At 71.7% G+C, this 14,208-nt stretch carries 17 protein-coding genes; 2 read left to right on the forward strand and 15 right to left on the reverse strand.

The genetic code is table 11. The annotated features are described in order from the left end of the window. Positions 1-111: 111 nt before the first annotated feature. A complete protein-coding gene (gene groES / locus QE388_RS02330) occupies positions 112-408 on the reverse strand; it encodes a co-chaperone GroES (RefSeq protein ID WP_013583903.1) in 297 nt (98 codons plus the stop codon). 132 nt (positions 409-540) lie between these two features. Here groES and QE388_RS02335 point away from each other — a divergent pair, with 132 nt between their 5' ends. Further along, entirely contained in the window at positions 541-1,728 is a 1,188-nt protein-coding gene (locus QE388_RS02335; protein WP_307382667.1) for a class I SAM-dependent methyltransferase, read from the forward strand. A 5-nt stretch (positions 1,729-1,733) separates the two neighbouring features. Here QE388_RS02335 and QE388_RS02340 read toward each other — a convergent pair whose 3' ends face one another. From QE388_RS02340 to tsaB, 4 genes are read right to left on the reverse strand one after another with little or no spacing between them, the layout of a single operon-like run. Then, a complete protein-coding gene (locus QE388_RS02340; protein WP_307382668.1) occupies positions 1,734-2,159 on the reverse strand; it encodes a hypothetical protein in 426 nt (141 codons plus the stop codon). Further along, on the reverse strand, positions 2,156-3,256 hold the full coding sequence (gene tsaD / locus QE388_RS02345; RefSeq protein WP_307382670.1) for a tRNA (adenosine(37)-N6)-threonylcarbamoyltransferase complex transferase subunit TsaD: 1,101 nt from the start codon (positions 3,254-3,256) through the stop codon (positions 2,156-2,158). The genes QE388_RS02340 and tsaD overlap by 4 nt, the downstream gene beginning before the upstream one ends. Next, positions 3,256-3,930, reverse strand: coding sequence for a ribosomal protein S18-alanine N-acetyltransferase (rimI, locus tag QE388_RS02350; protein ID WP_307382671.1), 675 nt, complete (start codon positions 3,928-3,930; stop codon positions 3,256-3,258). The genes tsaD and rimI overlap by 1 nt, the downstream gene beginning before the upstream one ends. Next, on the reverse strand, positions 3,927-4,562 hold the full coding sequence (gene tsaB / locus QE388_RS02355; RefSeq protein ID WP_307382673.1) for a tRNA (adenosine(37)-N6)-threonylcarbamoyltransferase complex dimerization subunit type 1 TsaB: 636 nt from the start codon (positions 4,560-4,562) through the stop codon (positions 3,927-3,929). The genes rimI and tsaB overlap by 4 nt, the downstream gene beginning before the upstream one ends. A gap of 63 nt (positions 4,563-4,625) precedes the next feature. Here tsaB and QE388_RS02360 point away from each other — a divergent pair, with 63 nt between their 5' ends. Then, complete coding sequence (locus QE388_RS02360) at positions 4,626-5,549, forward strand: alpha/beta fold hydrolase (protein WP_307382675.1); 924 nt, start codon at positions 4,626-4,628, stop codon at positions 5,547-5,549. On the opposite strand, the gene QE388_RS02365 is transcribed toward QE388_RS02360, so the two are convergent. From QE388_RS02365 to coaA, 10 genes are all read right to left on the reverse strand, one after another. Further along, on the reverse strand, positions 5,524-6,441 hold the full coding sequence (locus tag QE388_RS02365) for a sensor histidine kinase KdpD (RefSeq protein WP_307382676.1): 918 nt from the start codon (positions 6,439-6,441) through the stop codon (positions 5,524-5,526). The two genes, QE388_RS02360 and QE388_RS02365, sit on opposite strands and share 26 nt — an antisense overlap. Then, on the reverse strand, positions 6,438-7,154 hold the full coding sequence (locus QE388_RS02370; RefSeq protein ID WP_307382678.1) for a response regulator transcription factor: 717 nt from the start codon (positions 7,152-7,154) through the stop codon (positions 6,438-6,440). Before QE388_RS02370 ends, QE388_RS02365 begins: the two co-directional genes overlap by 4 nt. Then, on the reverse strand, positions 7,151-7,432 hold the full coding sequence (locus tag QE388_RS02375) for a DUF4190 domain-containing protein (protein WP_307382679.1): 282 nt from the start codon (positions 7,430-7,432) through the stop codon (positions 7,151-7,153). Before QE388_RS02375 ends, QE388_RS02370 begins: the two co-directional genes overlap by 4 nt. After that, positions 7,429-7,950 (reverse strand): DUF3060 domain-containing protein, encoded by a 522-nt coding sequence (locus QE388_RS02380; protein WP_307382680.1) that lies wholly within the window; start codon positions 7,948-7,950, stop codon positions 7,429-7,431. Before QE388_RS02380 ends, QE388_RS02375 begins: the two co-directional genes overlap by 4 nt. 1 nt (position 7,951) lies before the next feature. Then, on the reverse strand, positions 7,952-9,157 hold the full coding sequence (locus QE388_RS02385; protein WP_307382682.1) for an OmpA family protein: 1,206 nt from the start codon (positions 9,155-9,157) through the stop codon (positions 7,952-7,954). A gap of 79 nt (positions 9,158-9,236) precedes the next feature. Then, positions 9,237-9,740 (reverse strand): tRNA (adenosine(37)-N6)-threonylcarbamoyltransferase complex ATPase subunit type 1 TsaE, encoded by a 504-nt coding sequence (gene tsaE, locus QE388_RS02390; protein WP_307382683.1) that lies wholly within the window; start codon positions 9,738-9,740, stop codon positions 9,237-9,239. After that, positions 9,737-10,858 carry an alanine racemase gene (alr, locus tag QE388_RS02395; protein WP_275796165.1) on the reverse strand — a complete coding sequence of 374 codons (1,122 nt, stop codon included), beginning with the start codon at positions 10,856-10,858 and terminating at the stop codon, positions 9,737-9,739. Before alr ends, tsaE begins: the two co-directional genes overlap by 4 nt. Continuing rightward, on the reverse strand, positions 10,855-11,235 hold the full coding sequence (locus QE388_RS02400) for a holo-ACP synthase (RefSeq protein WP_275796167.1): 381 nt from the start codon (positions 11,233-11,235) through the stop codon (positions 10,855-10,857). Before QE388_RS02400 ends, alr begins: the two co-directional genes overlap by 4 nt. A gap of 98 nt (positions 11,236-11,333) precedes the next feature. After that, positions 11,334-13,184 (reverse strand): glutamine--fructose-6-phosphate transaminase (isomerizing), encoded by a 1,851-nt coding sequence (glmS, locus tag QE388_RS02405; RefSeq protein WP_307382686.1) that lies wholly within the window; start codon positions 13,182-13,184, stop codon positions 11,334-11,336. Between the two features lie 54 nt (positions 13,185-13,238). Continuing rightward, positions 13,239-14,183, reverse strand: a complete 945-nt coding sequence (gene coaA / locus QE388_RS02410; RefSeq protein ID WP_058597865.1) for a type I pantothenate kinase — start codon at positions 14,181-14,183, stop codon at positions 13,239-13,241. Between the last annotated feature and the right edge of the window lie 25 nt (positions 14,184-14,208).

Raw genomic sequence — 14,208 nt, forward strand, 5'->3', positions numbered from 1 at the left:
CGCAGATCAGTGACGCGAAAAGCGCCGAGCGCCATCGTGTGACGGTGCTCGGAAACGACGAAGGTCCCGGATGCCGTGGCATCCGGGACCTTCAGACGATCTCGCTCGGGATCAGCGGACGACGACCGCCAGCACGTCGCGAGCCGAGAGCACGAGGTACTCCTCAGCGCCGAACTTGACCTCGGTGCCGCCGTACTTGCTGTAGAGCACGCGGTCGCCGACGGCGACGTCGAGGGGGACGCGGTTGCCGTTGTCGTCGATGCGGCCGGGGCCGACGGCGACGACTTCGCCCTCCTGCGGCTTCTCCTTGGCGGTGTCGGGGATGACGAGACCACTCGCGGTGGTCTGCTCAGCCTCGACCTGCTTGATGACGATGCGGTCCTCGAGCGGCTTGATGGAAACCGACACGGTCTACCTCTTCTTTCTCGTTACAGAAGACTTGTCAGCACTCACGCGGGGAGAGTGCTAATCCGAGTGTAGAGAAGCGCTGGCACTCACGCAACGCGAGTGCCAACACAATCGCGCACCTAGGCTGAATCGGTGGATACCCGCGAGCTGACCGCCCTCCTCACGCCCGAAGGCCTGCGCCTGCTCGACGAGGTGGGCCGGATGGAGTCCACCGACGACGCGGCGCGGGCGGTGTCGCGACTGCGTGCCGCCGGCCACTCCCCCGACCTCGTGTCGGCGGTCGTCGGTCAGGCGCGGCTGAGGGCGCGCGCGACGACGAAGTTCGGACCCTTCGCCGAGCGGATGCTGTTCACCCGGGCGGGCCTCGAACAGGCCACGCGCCTGTCGATCGCCGCGCGCCACGCCGGTCGGTTCCGTGCCGCGGGGATCACCCGCGTCGCCGATCTGGGATGCGGCATCGGCGGGGACGCTCTCGGGATGGCGGGTCTCGGCATCCGGGTCCGGGCCGTCGACGCCGATGAGGTGACGGCCGCGATCGCCGCGTACAACCTCGCCCCCTTCGACGACGCCGTGACCGTCGCGCACGCGCGCGCCGAGGACGTCGACCTCGAGGGAACGGATGCCGTGTGGCTCGATCCCGCGCGACGGACCGCCGGGCATTCCGAGACGCGACAGGTGTCGTCGGCCGAGTGGTCCCCTTCACTCGATTGGGTTTTCGCGCTGGTGAAGGAACGGTCCGGCGGGGTCAAGCTCGGACCCGGGTTCGACCGGGCGCAGATCCCCGACGACCTCGAGGCACAGTGGATCAGCGCGGACGGCTCGACCATCGAGCTCGTCCTCTGGTCGGGAGCGCTCGCGCGCGAGAACGTGCGCCGCGCGGCGCTGGTCGTGCGCGGAGACGATGCGTGGGAGCTCACGGCTCCGGCCGACTCCCCCGACGTCGAGCCGCGCGAGCTCGGGGCGTTCGTGCACGAGCCGGACGGAGCGGTCATCCGCGCGCGGCTCATCGGCGAGGTCGCTCGCGCGCTCGACGCGGGGATGCTCGCTCCCGGCATTGCCTACCTGACCTCGGACGCGCCGCTCACGAGTCCCTTCGTGTCATCGTTCCGGGTGCGCGAGCAGCTCCCGGCGGACCCGAAGAAACTCGGGCAGGCGCTGCGTGCGCGCGGCATCGGGACGCTCGAGATCAAGAAGCGGGGCATCGACGTCGATCCCGCGGTGCTGCGCAAGAAGCTGTCCCTGCGCGGCGACGAGGCGGCGACGCTCATCCTCACGCGCATCGGCTCGAAGCGGCTGGCCCTCTTGGCCGATCGCGTCTGAGCCCGTCACGCGGCGAGCTGCGAGAAGCCCCAGACCAGCCACCCGGCGCTGAAGACGGCGGACAGCAGTGACAGCACCAGCGCCCATGTCGCCGCGCGTCGACCATCGTGGGCGCGACGCAACGACATCGTCGCGACGATCGCGGCCACCGCGCTGAGCGGGAGCAGCCACCCCCAGAAGAACGACGACGCCAACGACGCGATCGCGAGCAGCAGGGCCCACGGCGCGAGCGAGGGCGGCGGCCTCGGGGCCGGGGGCACGTAGGGGATCACGTGGTCGCCGAAGGCCGCCATCTCGAGTTGCGCCGTGGCGAGGCGGCCCTCCTCCGCGCCCGAATCGACGGCCGCATCCGGCTCGACCGGAATGGAAGGAGTGGTCTCGTCCGCGACCGCCTTGCGCGCGCGCCGGGTCGGCGGCGACGCCTCGCTCACGCGGGCGCTCCGGATCCGGATGCCGGGGGCTCGGCATCCGGATCCTCCGCCACCTGGATCTCGGTGACGGGGAGCGTGGAGTCGGCGCCGAACGCGAGGGCCGACGGACGACGACCCGAGGCGATGAGCTCGGCCGCGAGCGCCGCGATCATCGCGCCGTTGTCGGTGCAGAGCCGCAGCGGCGGAATGCGGACGGCCACGCCCGCGGCGGCGGCCCGTTCGAGGGCGACGTCGCGCAGGCGCTTGTTGGCGATCACACCGCCGCCGAGGAGCAGACGCGGCACGCCGTAGCGCTCGCAGGCGTCGAGGGCCTTGGTGACGAGCACGTCGACCACGGCTTCGCGGAACGACGCCGCGACATCGGCGACCGGGACGGGCTCGCCCGCCGCCTCGTGCTGCTCGACCCACCGGGCGACGGCGGTCTTGAGGCCCGAGAACGAGAAGTCGTAGCGGTGGGATGCCATGTCGGAGCCGCGCGAGAGCCCGCGCGGGAAGCGGATGGCGGTCGGATCGCCGGAAGCCGCAGCGCGATCGATCTCGGGACCGCCGGGGTAGGGCAGCTTCAGCAGGCGCGCGACCTTGTCGAAGGCCTCGCCGGCGGCGTCGTCCATGGTCTCGCCGAGAAGCTCGACATCGCTCGTGAGGTCGCGGACCAGAAGCAGCGAGGTGTGTCCCCCGCTGACGAGGAGCGCGACCGTGGGGTACTCCAGCTCCCCGCCGTCGGCGTCGAGGATGTCCGCGGCGATGTGACCGACGAGATGGTTCACGGCGTACAGCGGCTTGTCGAGGGCGACGGCGAGCCCCTTCGCCGCGCCGACGCCGACCATCAGGGCGCCCGCGAGACCCGGGCCGCTCGTGACGGCGACGGCGTCGAGGTCGGCGAGCGTCACTCCGGCTTCGGCGAGCGCCGCGTCGATCGAGGGCTGCAGCGCCTCGAGGTGCGCGCGTGCCGCCACTTCGGGCACGACACCGCCGTAGCGGGCGTGCTCGTCCATGCTCGACGCGATCGTGTTGCTCAGGAGCTGTCGTCCGCGGACGATCCCGATGCCGGTCTCGTCGCAGCTGGTCTCGATGCCGAGTACGAGGGGGGCGTCCATCAGCACCAGCCCTTTCCGGTCGGAGCGGTGGGGGTACCGGTCCCTTCGACAGGCTCAGGGACCTCGGGGCGGGCAGGGACCTCGGGGCGGGCAGGGACCTCGGGGCGGGCAGGGACCTCGGGCCGGGCAGGGACCTCGGGCCGGACAGGGACCTCGGGCCGGACAGGGACCTCGGGCCGGGCAGGGACCTCGGGCCGGGCAGAGGTCTCGGCGCGCCGCGCCGCCCAGCCGCGCAGGTCGAGCTGCATCACGATCGCGTCGACGTCGTCGGGCTGGTAGTACCGCGGGCGACGCCCCACCTCGACGAACCCCTCGGACGCGTACAACGTCTGCGCGACGGGGTTGTCGGCGCGGACCTCGAGGAACACGTCGTGCGCTCCCCGACGCCCGGCCTCCTCGAGCAGGGCCTCGAGCAGCGCTCGCCCGCGTCCGCGACCGCGCGCGGCCTCGGAGATCGTGATGGTCTGGACGTCGGCATCCCGAGCCCCCCGCACCGCGCGCAGACCCGCGTAGCCGATCACGCGGCCCGCTTCTTCGACGACGACGTACCAGCCGTGAGGTGAGGCGAGCTCCTCGCGCATCATCGCCGCGCTCCAGGCGTCGGTCGGGAACGACGCGTGCTCGAGCGCCATGATCGCGTCGAGGTCGTCGAGGGTGGCCGCGCGCGTCGTCATCCGCTCACCCGCTTCGGGGCGTGCGCGGCGACGACGTCGGGGCTGCGAAGGTAGAGCGGTTCGGGACCCGCGAGGGTGCGCCCGGCGTCGAGGGCTCGGGCTGCGGCGAGGGCGATCATCGCGGCCGACACGCTCGTCGCGTCGACGCGGGCCGCACCGAGCTCGGCCAGGCGGGCATCGAGGTCGTCGCGCGGGCTGAGCGCGGCATCCGAGACGCGGACGGGAAGGCCGTCGTCGTCGATGCCGTCGTAGACGCTGTAGGCGAACTCCCGTCGGCGTGCGTCGGTCACGACCGCGAAGCGCGGCGTCTCGACGTCGATCAGCGCGTCGGCGAGCAGGATCCCCAGCGCGATGCCGTCGTGGCTGGGCACGGGCACGACCGGGACACCGCGTCCCAGCGCGTACACCCGCGCGGTCGCGATCCCGACCCGCAGTCCCGTGAAGGGGCCCGGTCCCATCCCGATCGCCACGTGCGTCGGGGCCGGGGCCGCGGACGTCGCGCGCCGCAACAGATCACCGATGACCTCCGCGTGACCGAGGGGATTCGCGCTCTGTTCGTCCGCGAGCACTTCACCGTCGCGCGTGATCGCCGCGACGGCGGTGCCGAGCGAGGTGTCGATGCCGAGGATCACCGTTCCAGGGTATCCGCCGCAGGTCGTGGCATCCGATCGGGCTCCTCGTTCCGAACAAGGATCATGGATGCCACCGAGCTCGGCCTGCGACGGCTCGTCGTTCCCACCGCGGTGGGACCGATCGTCGTCCACGCGGGCCGATCGTCGGGGAGTCCGGTCGCCACCGTGCTGCTGCACGGCGCAGCCGGATCGTGGCGGACGTGGATTCCGCTGATCGCGGCGTCGGACGCGATGCGGCGCCCCCTGTCGGACGTCGTGGCGATCGACCTGCCCGGGTGGGGCGAATCGGCCGGACCCGTTCCCGACGCGGGAGACCTCGCCGTGGCGGTCGCGGCGGTCGCGCGCGCACTCGGGTATCCGCGCTGGCGCGTGGTCGGGCACTCACTCGGGGCGGTGGTCGCGCTGGATGTCGCCGCGCGCTTCCCCGCGGCGACGGTCGCCGTCGGCGTGGTCTCGCCGAGCGGACGGGGGGCGCGGATCGTGGCACGGCACCCGGTCCGCGGCATCCTGACTCTGCCCGGGCTCAGCGGCATGATCCTGGCGATGCGCGTGCTCCGCGGCCTCGGGCCCCTGTCGCGACCGCTGCTCTCCCTGCTGGCGCGAACGGGCCTGCTGCGCGTGCTGGCGCGGCCGCTGTTCCGGCATCCCACGCGCGTCAACCGTGCGGTGAGCGACGCCCTCGCGTCCGACATCCGCCCCGCCTCGTTCCTCGCCGCCGCTCGCGGGGCGCGCACTCACGACGACGCCGTCTGGAGACGTGTCGCGTGCCCGGTCCGCGTGGTGAGAGGGCGCCACGACGTGTTCGTCGCGGCGCGCGATGGTCAGCGATGGCGGCGGCTGATCCGCGATCTCGACGAGGTCGTCCTCGACGACAGCGGTCATTTCGCACACGTCGAGCAGCCGGTCCTCACGCTGATGGCGCTCCGCGAGGTCTGGGTCGCCGACCGCGTGCCGGCGCCGGTCAGGCGGTCGGCAACCGCAGCGTGACGACGGTCCCCGCGCCCTCGCGCGAGCGGAGCTCGACGTCCCCGCCGTGACGGTGGAGGATGGTCCGCACGAGCGAGAGGCCGATGCCCGAACCGGGCACATCACGGGCGTTCGCCGCGCGAGCGAGGTCGTCGAACACGACGGCCTGGGCGTCGGCCGGAACCCCGCGTCCCGTGTCGGCGACCTCGATGACGGCCCAACCCCCGTCCTCGCGCAGGCGGACCTCGATCGGGCCGGATGCCGAGAACTTCACCGCGTTGGCGAGGACGTTGTCGAGCGCCAGGGCGAGCAGGTCCGGGTCTCCCGGCAACACGGGAACCGGCCACGGCACCCGCTCGGCGATGACGCTGATGCGTCCGCGCGCCTCGGGGCGCTGCTGTTCGATCGCGTGCACCGCGTCGCGAGCGAGCGCCTCGAGGTCGACCGGCTCCGTCTCGAGCGGCCTCGTCTCGATCTCGGACAGTTTGCGGAGGTCTCCCACGAGCGCGGCGAGTCTCCGCGCCTGCGCATCGATCACCTCGACGTGGGCGGGAGCCGTGGCGGGATCGACTCCCGCCAGAGTCGCCCGGATCGCCGTGATCGGATTCTTCAGCTCGTGATCCAGCCGCGCGAGGAAGCGGCGGTGAGCGTCCCGCTCGTCATCGCGTCCGGCGCGATAGCCCTTGTCCCGCGCAAGGTCGCGCGCCGCTCTCGCCCGGCCGCGCCGCGCCGTGAGCGCCACGATCACCGCGGCGACGACCGTCAGGGCCACCCCGACGTACACCACGACGAGGGGCAGGGCTGTGCTCACCGTCAGCGCTCTGCGCTCCCCGGCGACGAACAGCACCAGCGCCGCGATCGCCGCGAGAGACACGGGCAGCGCAATCGCGAGCGCCGCCGTCCGCCGGCTCACGCGGCACCGACCGGGTGCACGAAGCGGTATCCCGCGCTCTGCACGGTCTCGATGTAGCGGGGCGCACCGGGGTCGTCCCCGAGCACGCGCCGTAGCTCCGCGATGCGGTGATCGATCGCGCGGGTCGAGGTGACGAAATCGAAGCCCCACAGCGCCGTCAAGAGCCGATCGCGCGTGTGCACCTCCCCGGGGTGCGCCATGAGGTAGTCCAGCAGCATCACGGCCTTGGGCGTCAGGGTCACCTCGGCGCCGTCGCGCCAGACGCGCCGCGCGGAACGGTCGAGCTCGAGGGCTCCCGCCCTCAGTCGCGGTGCCGCGCTCAACGGGCGCTCCCCCGGCACGCTGCGCCGCAGCACCGCCCGGACGCGCGAGAGCAGCTCCTGCGGATCGAAGGGCTTGTTGAGGTAGTCGTCCGCGCCCTCGTCGAGAGCGGCGCTGCGCTCGTACGACTCCCCCACCTGCGTCAGCAGGATAATCGGCAGCCACCGCCCCTCGGCACGCACGCGCCGCACGAACTCGCGCCCGTCGACCCGCGGCATGATGACGTCGCACACGGCGAGCGCGATATCTCCGGTAGGCAGCACATCGAGCGCCTCCTGCCCGTCCGCGGCGACCACGATGCGATAGCCGCTGCGTTCGAGGAAGGCGCCGAGGCCGGCGCGGATCGTCTCGTCGTCGTCGACGAGCAGGATGCCGGGGCGCTCATCGCTCACGACGACACCCACGTGGCGAAGACCGGGATGCCGACCGCGACAGCGATCAGAAGCCCCACCCCGATGATGGTCGCGGCGAGCGCGATGTAGCCCAACACGAGCCCTGCGATCGCGAGCGTCGCGCCACGGTCGCCGGTGCGACGGATCTGTCCGAGCGCGATGTGCCCGAAGATCACCGGCAGGATGCCGAATCCGCACAGGCCCAGGACGAGGGCGGCGATCGCGAGACCGTTCGTCCGCGGTGGGGCCGGAGCCCACGCGGGGACCGGCGCGCTCATCGGGTGTCCCGGACGGAGGTCGTGGCGACCCCCGTGTCGTCGAGGCGCGGGGCGCTCCCCCGCCAGAGGACCGTGTTCACGTCGCCGCTGACGACGAGATCGCCCACCTGCTGGGCGTACACGACGATGCCGTCGCCACTCACGGTGAGCGTCGAGACGTCGTCGAGCACGACCACCGTCGCGAAGCCCGACACGGTCACGTCGTCGCACGCTCCCTCGACCCGGACGACCTTGCCGTCGTCGGCGATGACGAGACCGGGGGTGCAGGCGACGGTGGTGTCCGCGAGAGAGATCGCCTCGTCGCGGGTGCGGAGGTTCGACGGGGCCTCGGGCGCGTCGGAGGCGGGCGGCGCGATCACCTCGGGCCGCGGATCGTCCGTGGCCATTTCGAGAGTCGAGGCGTCGGTGGGCGAGGCGACGGGGCCGGCGGCATCCTTGTCCGTGATGCTCACGGCGCAGCCGGTGAGAGCGGTCAGGGAGAGGCCCAGGGCCAGAGCGGATGCGGTGATTCTGTGCATGTCAGCCTCCGAAGGTGGGGACGAGGATCTCGACCCGGCGGTTGAGTTGGCGACCCGCGGGGTTGTCGGCCCCGTCGATCTCATTGGCGGCGACGGGGCGGGATTCTCCGTACCCTTCCGCCGTCCAGCTGGTGGGCGTCCCCCGCTGACGGAGCGCCTCGACGACGGCCTGCGCCCGACGCTCGGACAGCACCCGGTTCTCGGCGTCGGTGCCGATGGCATCCGTGTGCCCGGAGACCGTGGCTGCGGGCACCTCGGCCCGCGTCAGCAGCGACGCGAGGGCGTCGAGCACGCCGGTCGCATCCGGCCGGATCTCCGCGGAGTCGAAGTCGAACAGCACCGCGTCCGAGAGGGTCAGGGTGGTGCCGCAACTCGCCACGGGGGCGAGAGCCGCGAGCGGTGGGAAGACCCCGAGCCGCGGCACGGGAGGAAGAGGTGCCACCGCCACCGGCCTGCCGTCGACCCGACCGGTGCCGTCGCCGAAGTTCTGGATCTCGATGGTGCCGTCGCGGTACGACCCGGACCCGTCACCGAAGTTCTGGATCTCGACCGCTCCGGCGCGGTAGGTCCCCGATCCGTCGCCGAAGTTCTGGATGCTCCCGTCGCCGCGGGTGCTGTTCCCCGAGCCGTCGCCGAAGATCCGCACCTCTCGGGCCGCATCGCGGTACGTGCCCGAGCCGTCCCCGAAGTTCTCGATCGCCACGTCACCCGAGGTGTACGACCCCGAGCCGTCGCCGAAGTTCTGGATCTCGACGCCGCCGATCGTCGTCGACCCCGACCCGTCACCGAAGTTGCGGACGGTGCCGTCGGGCCCGGTATAGCTACCCGAGCCGTCGCCGTACAGCACCGCCGTACCGGCTCCGGCGCTCACGCTCTGCCCGGCGTCGCATGGCGCGGAACCGACTGTCACGCCCGGCATCGAGACCAGTGACGACGATGCCTCGATCGTGAAGGCCGAGGCCGAGTCGTCCAGCAACGCCAGGTCGGGGAGGGTGAACAGCGGCACCGGAGGGAACTCGCCCACGTCGTACCCGGCGACCCGGGCGACGTCCGGCTCGCGCGTGGGCGTGGCGACCGCGGCCGACGGAGAGGAGGCGGAGACGGATGCCGCCGGCTCCGCGCTGCACCCGACGAGGCCGAGCAGGGCGAGAGCGGCGGAGACGCCGAGCGCCCGACGGGCCGAGAAGGAGCGGGGGGATCGACTCATGGCATCCACCGTATTCACCCGATGTCGCAGGCGTATCGCGGCGGTGTCGCTGTTTCGCGACAACCCTCGCGCCGCCGCATCACGGGCGACGAGAGATCGTCACCGTCCGAGGGGCATCCGCGTCGAAGTCGAGCGTGTGCGGCGCGATCTCACCGCAGGCGTTGTCGACGCCGCGCCCGCCCACCTCGCGGTCGATCTCGATCTCCCACCACGAGTCGGCGAGGTGCTCGGCGACGCCGCGCCCCCACTCCACGATCACCGCAGAGCCCGCGACGTCGATGTCGAGGTCGTCGAGCTCGACCGCGGCTCCCAGGCGGTACGCGTCGACGTGCACGAGCGGCGTCCCCCCGACCAGCGAGGGGTGCGTGCGCGCGATCACGAAGGTCGGGCTCTGGACGGGACCGCGGATGCCCAGCCCCTCGCCGATCCCGCGGGTCAGGGTCGTCTTCCCGGCGCCGAGCGGGCCCGTCAGTACGACGACATCGCCCGGCTCCAGCGCGCGTCCGAGAGCGCGCCCGAGCTCCTCCATCTCGCCCGGGCCGTCGATGCGGCGCTCGCCGAGCAGCTCCTCGGGCACGCTCATGCGCCGACCTCCCGACGAGGCACGCGGGCACCGATCCGTGTGACGATCTCGTAGTCGATCGTGTCGGCGGCGTCGGCCCAGTCGCGAGCCGCCGGGACGCCCAGCGTCGGGTCGCCGAACAGCACGACCTCGTCGCCGACCGCGACGGGATGATCGCCGACGTCGACGACGAACTGGTCCATCGCGATGCGTCCGGCGACCGTGAAGCGGCGCCCTCCGATCACGACGGGACCTCGGTCCGAAGCCTGTCGGGGCACACCGTCCGCGTAGCCGAGGGGCACGAGCGCGAGGGTCGTGTCGCGCTCCGTGCGGTAGGCGTAGCCGTACGACACCCCTGTCCCCGCCGGAACGCGGCGAACGGCCGACACCGCTCCGCGCAGGGTCATGGCCGGGCGCAGGCCCAGATCCGCCGATGTGCGGTCGTGGAACGGCGAGATGCCGTAGATGCCGATGCCGATGCGCACGGCGTTCAGACGCGTCTGCGGGAGCGCGATGGCGGCGTGCGTCGCGGCGATGTGCCGGAGCGGCGGATGCAGACCCGCGGATGCCGCGAGAACGACGCCCTCCTCGAAGCGAGCGAGCGCGGCGAGATCGTCCGCCTCGCTCGTGTTCGACAGGTGCGAGAACAGCCCGACCACGCGCAGCCGTCCGATGCGCTCGAGGCGCGCAGCCTCGGCGAAAACGGTTCGCCAGTCGGCGGGCGCGACGCCGTTACGCGAGAGGCCCGTCTCGATCTTGAGGTGCACCGCCGCGGGGCGGTCGCCCTGAGCCGACTCGGCCGCACGCAGCAGCTGGTCGATGTCGGAGATCCCGAGCTCGATGTCGTGGCGCACCGCCTCGACGAAGGACGCCCCCGGCGCGTGCAGCCACGCGAACAACGGCGCGTGGATCCCGGACCGGCGCAGAGCGAGAGCCTCGTCGATGTCGGACACGCCGATCCGCGTCGCTCCCCCGCGCAGGGCGGCTGCCGCCGCGCGGTGCGCCCCGTGTCCATACCCCTCGGCTTTGACGACCGCGATGACATCGACCCCGGTGAGGCGTCGGAGGTGTCGGACGTTCTCCGCGATCGCGTCCACGTCGATGAGGGCTTCGCGGAGCACTCCCGGTGCCATTCTCATGCGGTGTCTCCTGGAGGGGTCTGCGTTGCGGCTTCGGCGATCACGTACGCGGTGGCGAGCCCCGCGTCGTGCGACATCGACAGGTGCAGCACCGTGATTCCGCGGGCCGCGATCGTGTCGGCGGTCTCACCGCTCAGGGCGAAGACGGGGCGACCCGAAGGCTCGGACGCGACCTCGATGTCGGTCCAGTACACGCCGTCCGAGCCACCGAGGGCCTTGATCAGCGCCTCCTTTGCGGCGTACCGGGCGGCAAGCGACCGTGGTTTGAGGACACGCTCCGCGGGCGCGAAGAGGCGGGGCAGCAGCCGCGGGGTCCGCGCCAGCTGCTCCTCGAAACGGGGCACGTCGACCAGGTCGACGCCGATTCCGACGATCATGCACTCTCCCCTCCTGGCAATCCTGTCCATTCTGCCCGGTCGCCGCGACGAGAAAGGGGCCGGATGCCACGGCATCCGGCCCCTTCTCCCGATCCGGCTTACTCGACCGTGACGGACTTCGCGAGGTTACGCGGCTGGTCCACGTCGAGGCCCTTGGCCTCGGCCAGGCCCATGGCGAAGATGTGCAGCGGCACCACGGCCAGCAGCGGCTCGAAGAGCGGAGCGGCGAGCGGGATGCGCAGCACCTCGTCGGCGGCGGGCAGCACCGCGACATCGCCCTCCTCGGCGATCGCGATCACGCGGGCACCGCGAGCACGGATCTCTTCGATGTTCGAGACGACCTTCTTGTGCATCTCGCCCGAGCCGCGCGGGCTCGGGACGACGACGAAGACCGGCTGGCCGGGCTCGATGAGCGCGATCGGGCCGTGCTTGAGCTCACCGGCCGCGAAGCCCTCGGCGTGGATGTACGCCAGCTCCTTGAGCTTCAGCGCACCCTCGAGCGCGATGGGGTATCCGACGTTCCGCCCGAGGAAGAGGACCGAGCGGGTGTCGGCCATCCAGTGGGCGAGCTGCTCGATGCGCGCCTGCTCGGTCTCCAGCACGCGGGCGATCTTGCCCGGCACCGCCTCGAGCTCGGTGACGGCCTCGACGGCGACCATGGGGTCGATCGCCCCGCGAACCCGACCGACGTGCAGGGCCAGCAGGTACAGCGCGGTGATCTGCGCGACGAAGGCCTTGGTGGAGGCCACGGCGACCTCGGGGCCGGCGTGCGTGTAGACGATGGCATCCGACTCGCGCGGGATGGTGGCACCCTGCGTGTTGCAGATCGACAGGGTCTTCGCGCCGCGCGAGCGCGCGTACTTCACGGCCATGAGGGTGTCCATCGTCTCGCCGGACTGGCTGATCGAGACGACGAGGGTGCGCGGGGAGAGCACCGGATCGCGGTAGCGGAACTCGTGCGCGAGCTCGACGTCGACGGGCACCCGCGTCCACGTCTCGAGCGCGTACTTGCCGACCATGCCGGCGTATGCGGCAGTGCCGCACGCGATGACGAGGATCCGGTCGATGTCCGCGAGGAACTCGTCGAGCCCGTCGAGCTCGGGGATCTCGACGCGACCCTCGTGGATGCGACCGCGCAGCGTGTTGGCGACGGCCTCGGGCTCCTCGGAGACCTCCTTGGCCATGAACGACGACCAGCCGCCCTTCTCTGCCGCGGACGCGTCCCAGGTGACCTCGAACGCCTCGACCTCGACGGGAGCGCCCGAGAAGTCGGTGACCTCGACGCCGTCGGGGGTGATGGCGACGATCTCGTCCTGGCCGATCGCGAGGGCGTTGCGGGTGTGCTCGACGAAGGCGGCGACGTCGGAGCCGAGGAAGTTCTCGCCCTCGCCGAGGCCAATGACGAGCGGCGAGTTGCGCCGGGCGCCGACGACGAGACCCGGGTGGTCCTCGTGCATCGCGAGGAGCGTGTACGCCCCCTCGAGGCGCGACACGACGGAGCGGAACGCCTGCACCAGGTCCTTGGTCCGGGCGTACTCCCGGCCGATCATGACCGCGGCGACCTCGGTGTCGGTCTCGCTGCGAAACGCGAAGCCGTCGCCCACGAGCTCGCTCTTGAGCTCGGCGAAGTTCTCGATGATGCCGTTGTGGATGACGGCGAGCTTGTCATCGTCGGCCAGGTGCGGGTGCGCGTTTGCGTCCGTCGGGCCGCCGTGGGTGGCCCAGCGGGTGTGACCGATACCGGTCGTGCCATTCGGCATCGGCGAGGCTTCCAGGTCGTCGCGCAGCACGGCGAGCTTTCCCGCGCGCTTGCGCATGCCGAGGCCCCCGTCGCCGTCGATCACGGCGATGCCCGCGGAGTCGTAGCCCCGGTATTCCAGCCGCGACAGACCCGCGAGAAGGATGTCCTGGCTCTGCCGAGGACCCACGTAACCGATGATTCCGCACATAGCTTCCGAGTCTACGGGGCCGCGCCTGAACGAACTCCCGTCGGGCGGGAGGGGTCAGAGCTTGCGCAGCAGCACCGACTCGACCGTGTGGTCGGCACCCTTCTGCAGGACGAGCTTCGCGCGGTGCCGCGTGGGCAGGACGTTCTCCTCGAGGTTGGGGAGGTTGATCTCGCGCCAGAAACCGAGCGCCCGCTCGACCGCCTCTTCGTCGCTGATGTCCGCGAAGACGCGGAAGAACGATGACGGGTTCGTGAAGGCGTTGTCGCGCAGCGCCAGGAAGCGGTCGACGTACCAGCGCTCGATGTGGGCGGCATCGGCGTCGACGTAGATCGAGAAGTCGAACAGGTCGCTGACCGCGACCTCGTTCGGCGAGGGCGGCGGCTGCAGCACGTTGAGCCCCTCCACGATGACGACGTCCGGGCGGTGCACGGTGACGTGCGCATCGGGCATGATGTCGTACCGCACGTGGGAGTAGAACGGAGCGCGCGCCTCCTCGGCCCCCGACTTCACCTCGCTGAGGAACTCGACGAGAGCTCGCCGGTCGTAGGACTCCGGGAATCCCTTCCGGTCCATGAGGCCCCGCCGCTCGAGCTCGGCGTTCGGATAGAGGAAGCCGTCCGTGGTCACCAACTCGACCCGCGGGGTGTCGGGCCAGCGACTCATCAGCTCGCGCAGCAGGCGCGCGATGGTGGACTTGCCCACCGCCACCGATCCGGCGACCCCGATGACGAACGGTGTCGTGGCATCCGGTTCTCCCAGGAAGGCGCTCGTGTCGGCCCCCAGTCGCCGCGTGGCGCGCGCGTAGAGGCTCAGCAGGCGACTCAACGGCAGATAGACCTCGGCGACCTCGCGCTGGTCGAGCCGGTCGCCGATGCCGCGCAACTGCACCACCTCGGTCTCGGTGAGGGGCTGTTCGATCCCCCCGGCCATGCGGGCCCACTCGGCTCGATCGATCTGTCGATAGGGGCTCAGCGACGGTGCGGCGGCGGTCTCGGACACGCGGCAATGCTACTCGCGGGCCGAT

The sequence above is a fragment of the Microbacterium sp. SORGH_AS_0969 genome, assembly GCF_030818255.1.
Classification (GTDB): Bacteria; Actinomycetota; Actinomycetes; order Actinomycetales; family Microbacteriaceae; genus Microbacterium.

Bases quoted from the DNA above. Each gene is read 5' to 3' on its own strand.
- QE388_RS02360 (WP_307382675.1), top strand. From the start codon at position 4,626: ATGGATGCCACCGAGCTCGGCCTGCGACGGCTCGTCGTTCCCACCGCG.
- rimI (WP_307382671.1), bottom strand. From the start codon at position 3,930: ATGACGACGCGCGCGGCCACCCTCGACGACCTCGACGCGATCATGGCG.
- tsaD (WP_307382670.1), bottom strand. From the start codon at position 3,256: ATGGACGCCCCCCTCGTACTCGGCATCGAGACCAGCTGCGACGAGACC.
- QE388_RS02400 (WP_275796167.1), bottom strand. From the start codon at position 11,235: ATGATCGTCGGAATCGGCGTCGACCTGGTCGACGTGCCCCGTTTCGAG.
- QE388_RS02375 (WP_307382679.1), bottom strand. From the start codon at position 7,432: ATGAGCGCGCCGGTCCCCGCGTGGGCTCCGGCCCCACCGCGGACGAAC.
- tsaE (WP_307382683.1), bottom strand. From the start codon at position 9,740: ATGAGCGTGCCCGAGGAGCTGCTCGGCGAGCGCCGCATCGACGGCCCG.
- QE388_RS02385 (WP_307382682.1), bottom strand. From the start codon at position 9,157: ATGAGTCGATCCCCCCGCTCCTTCTCGGCCCGTCGGGCGCTCGGCGTC.
- glmS (WP_307382686.1), bottom strand. From the start codon at position 13,184: ATGTGCGGAATCATCGGTTACGTGGGTCCTCGGCAGAGCCAGGACATC.
- QE388_RS02380 (WP_307382680.1), bottom strand. From the start codon at position 7,950: ATGCACAGAATCACCGCATCCGCTCTGGCCCTGGGCCTCTCCCTGACC.
- alr (WP_275796165.1), bottom strand. From the start codon at position 10,858: ATGAGAATGGCACCGGGAGTGCTCCGCGAAGCCCTCATCGACGTGGAC.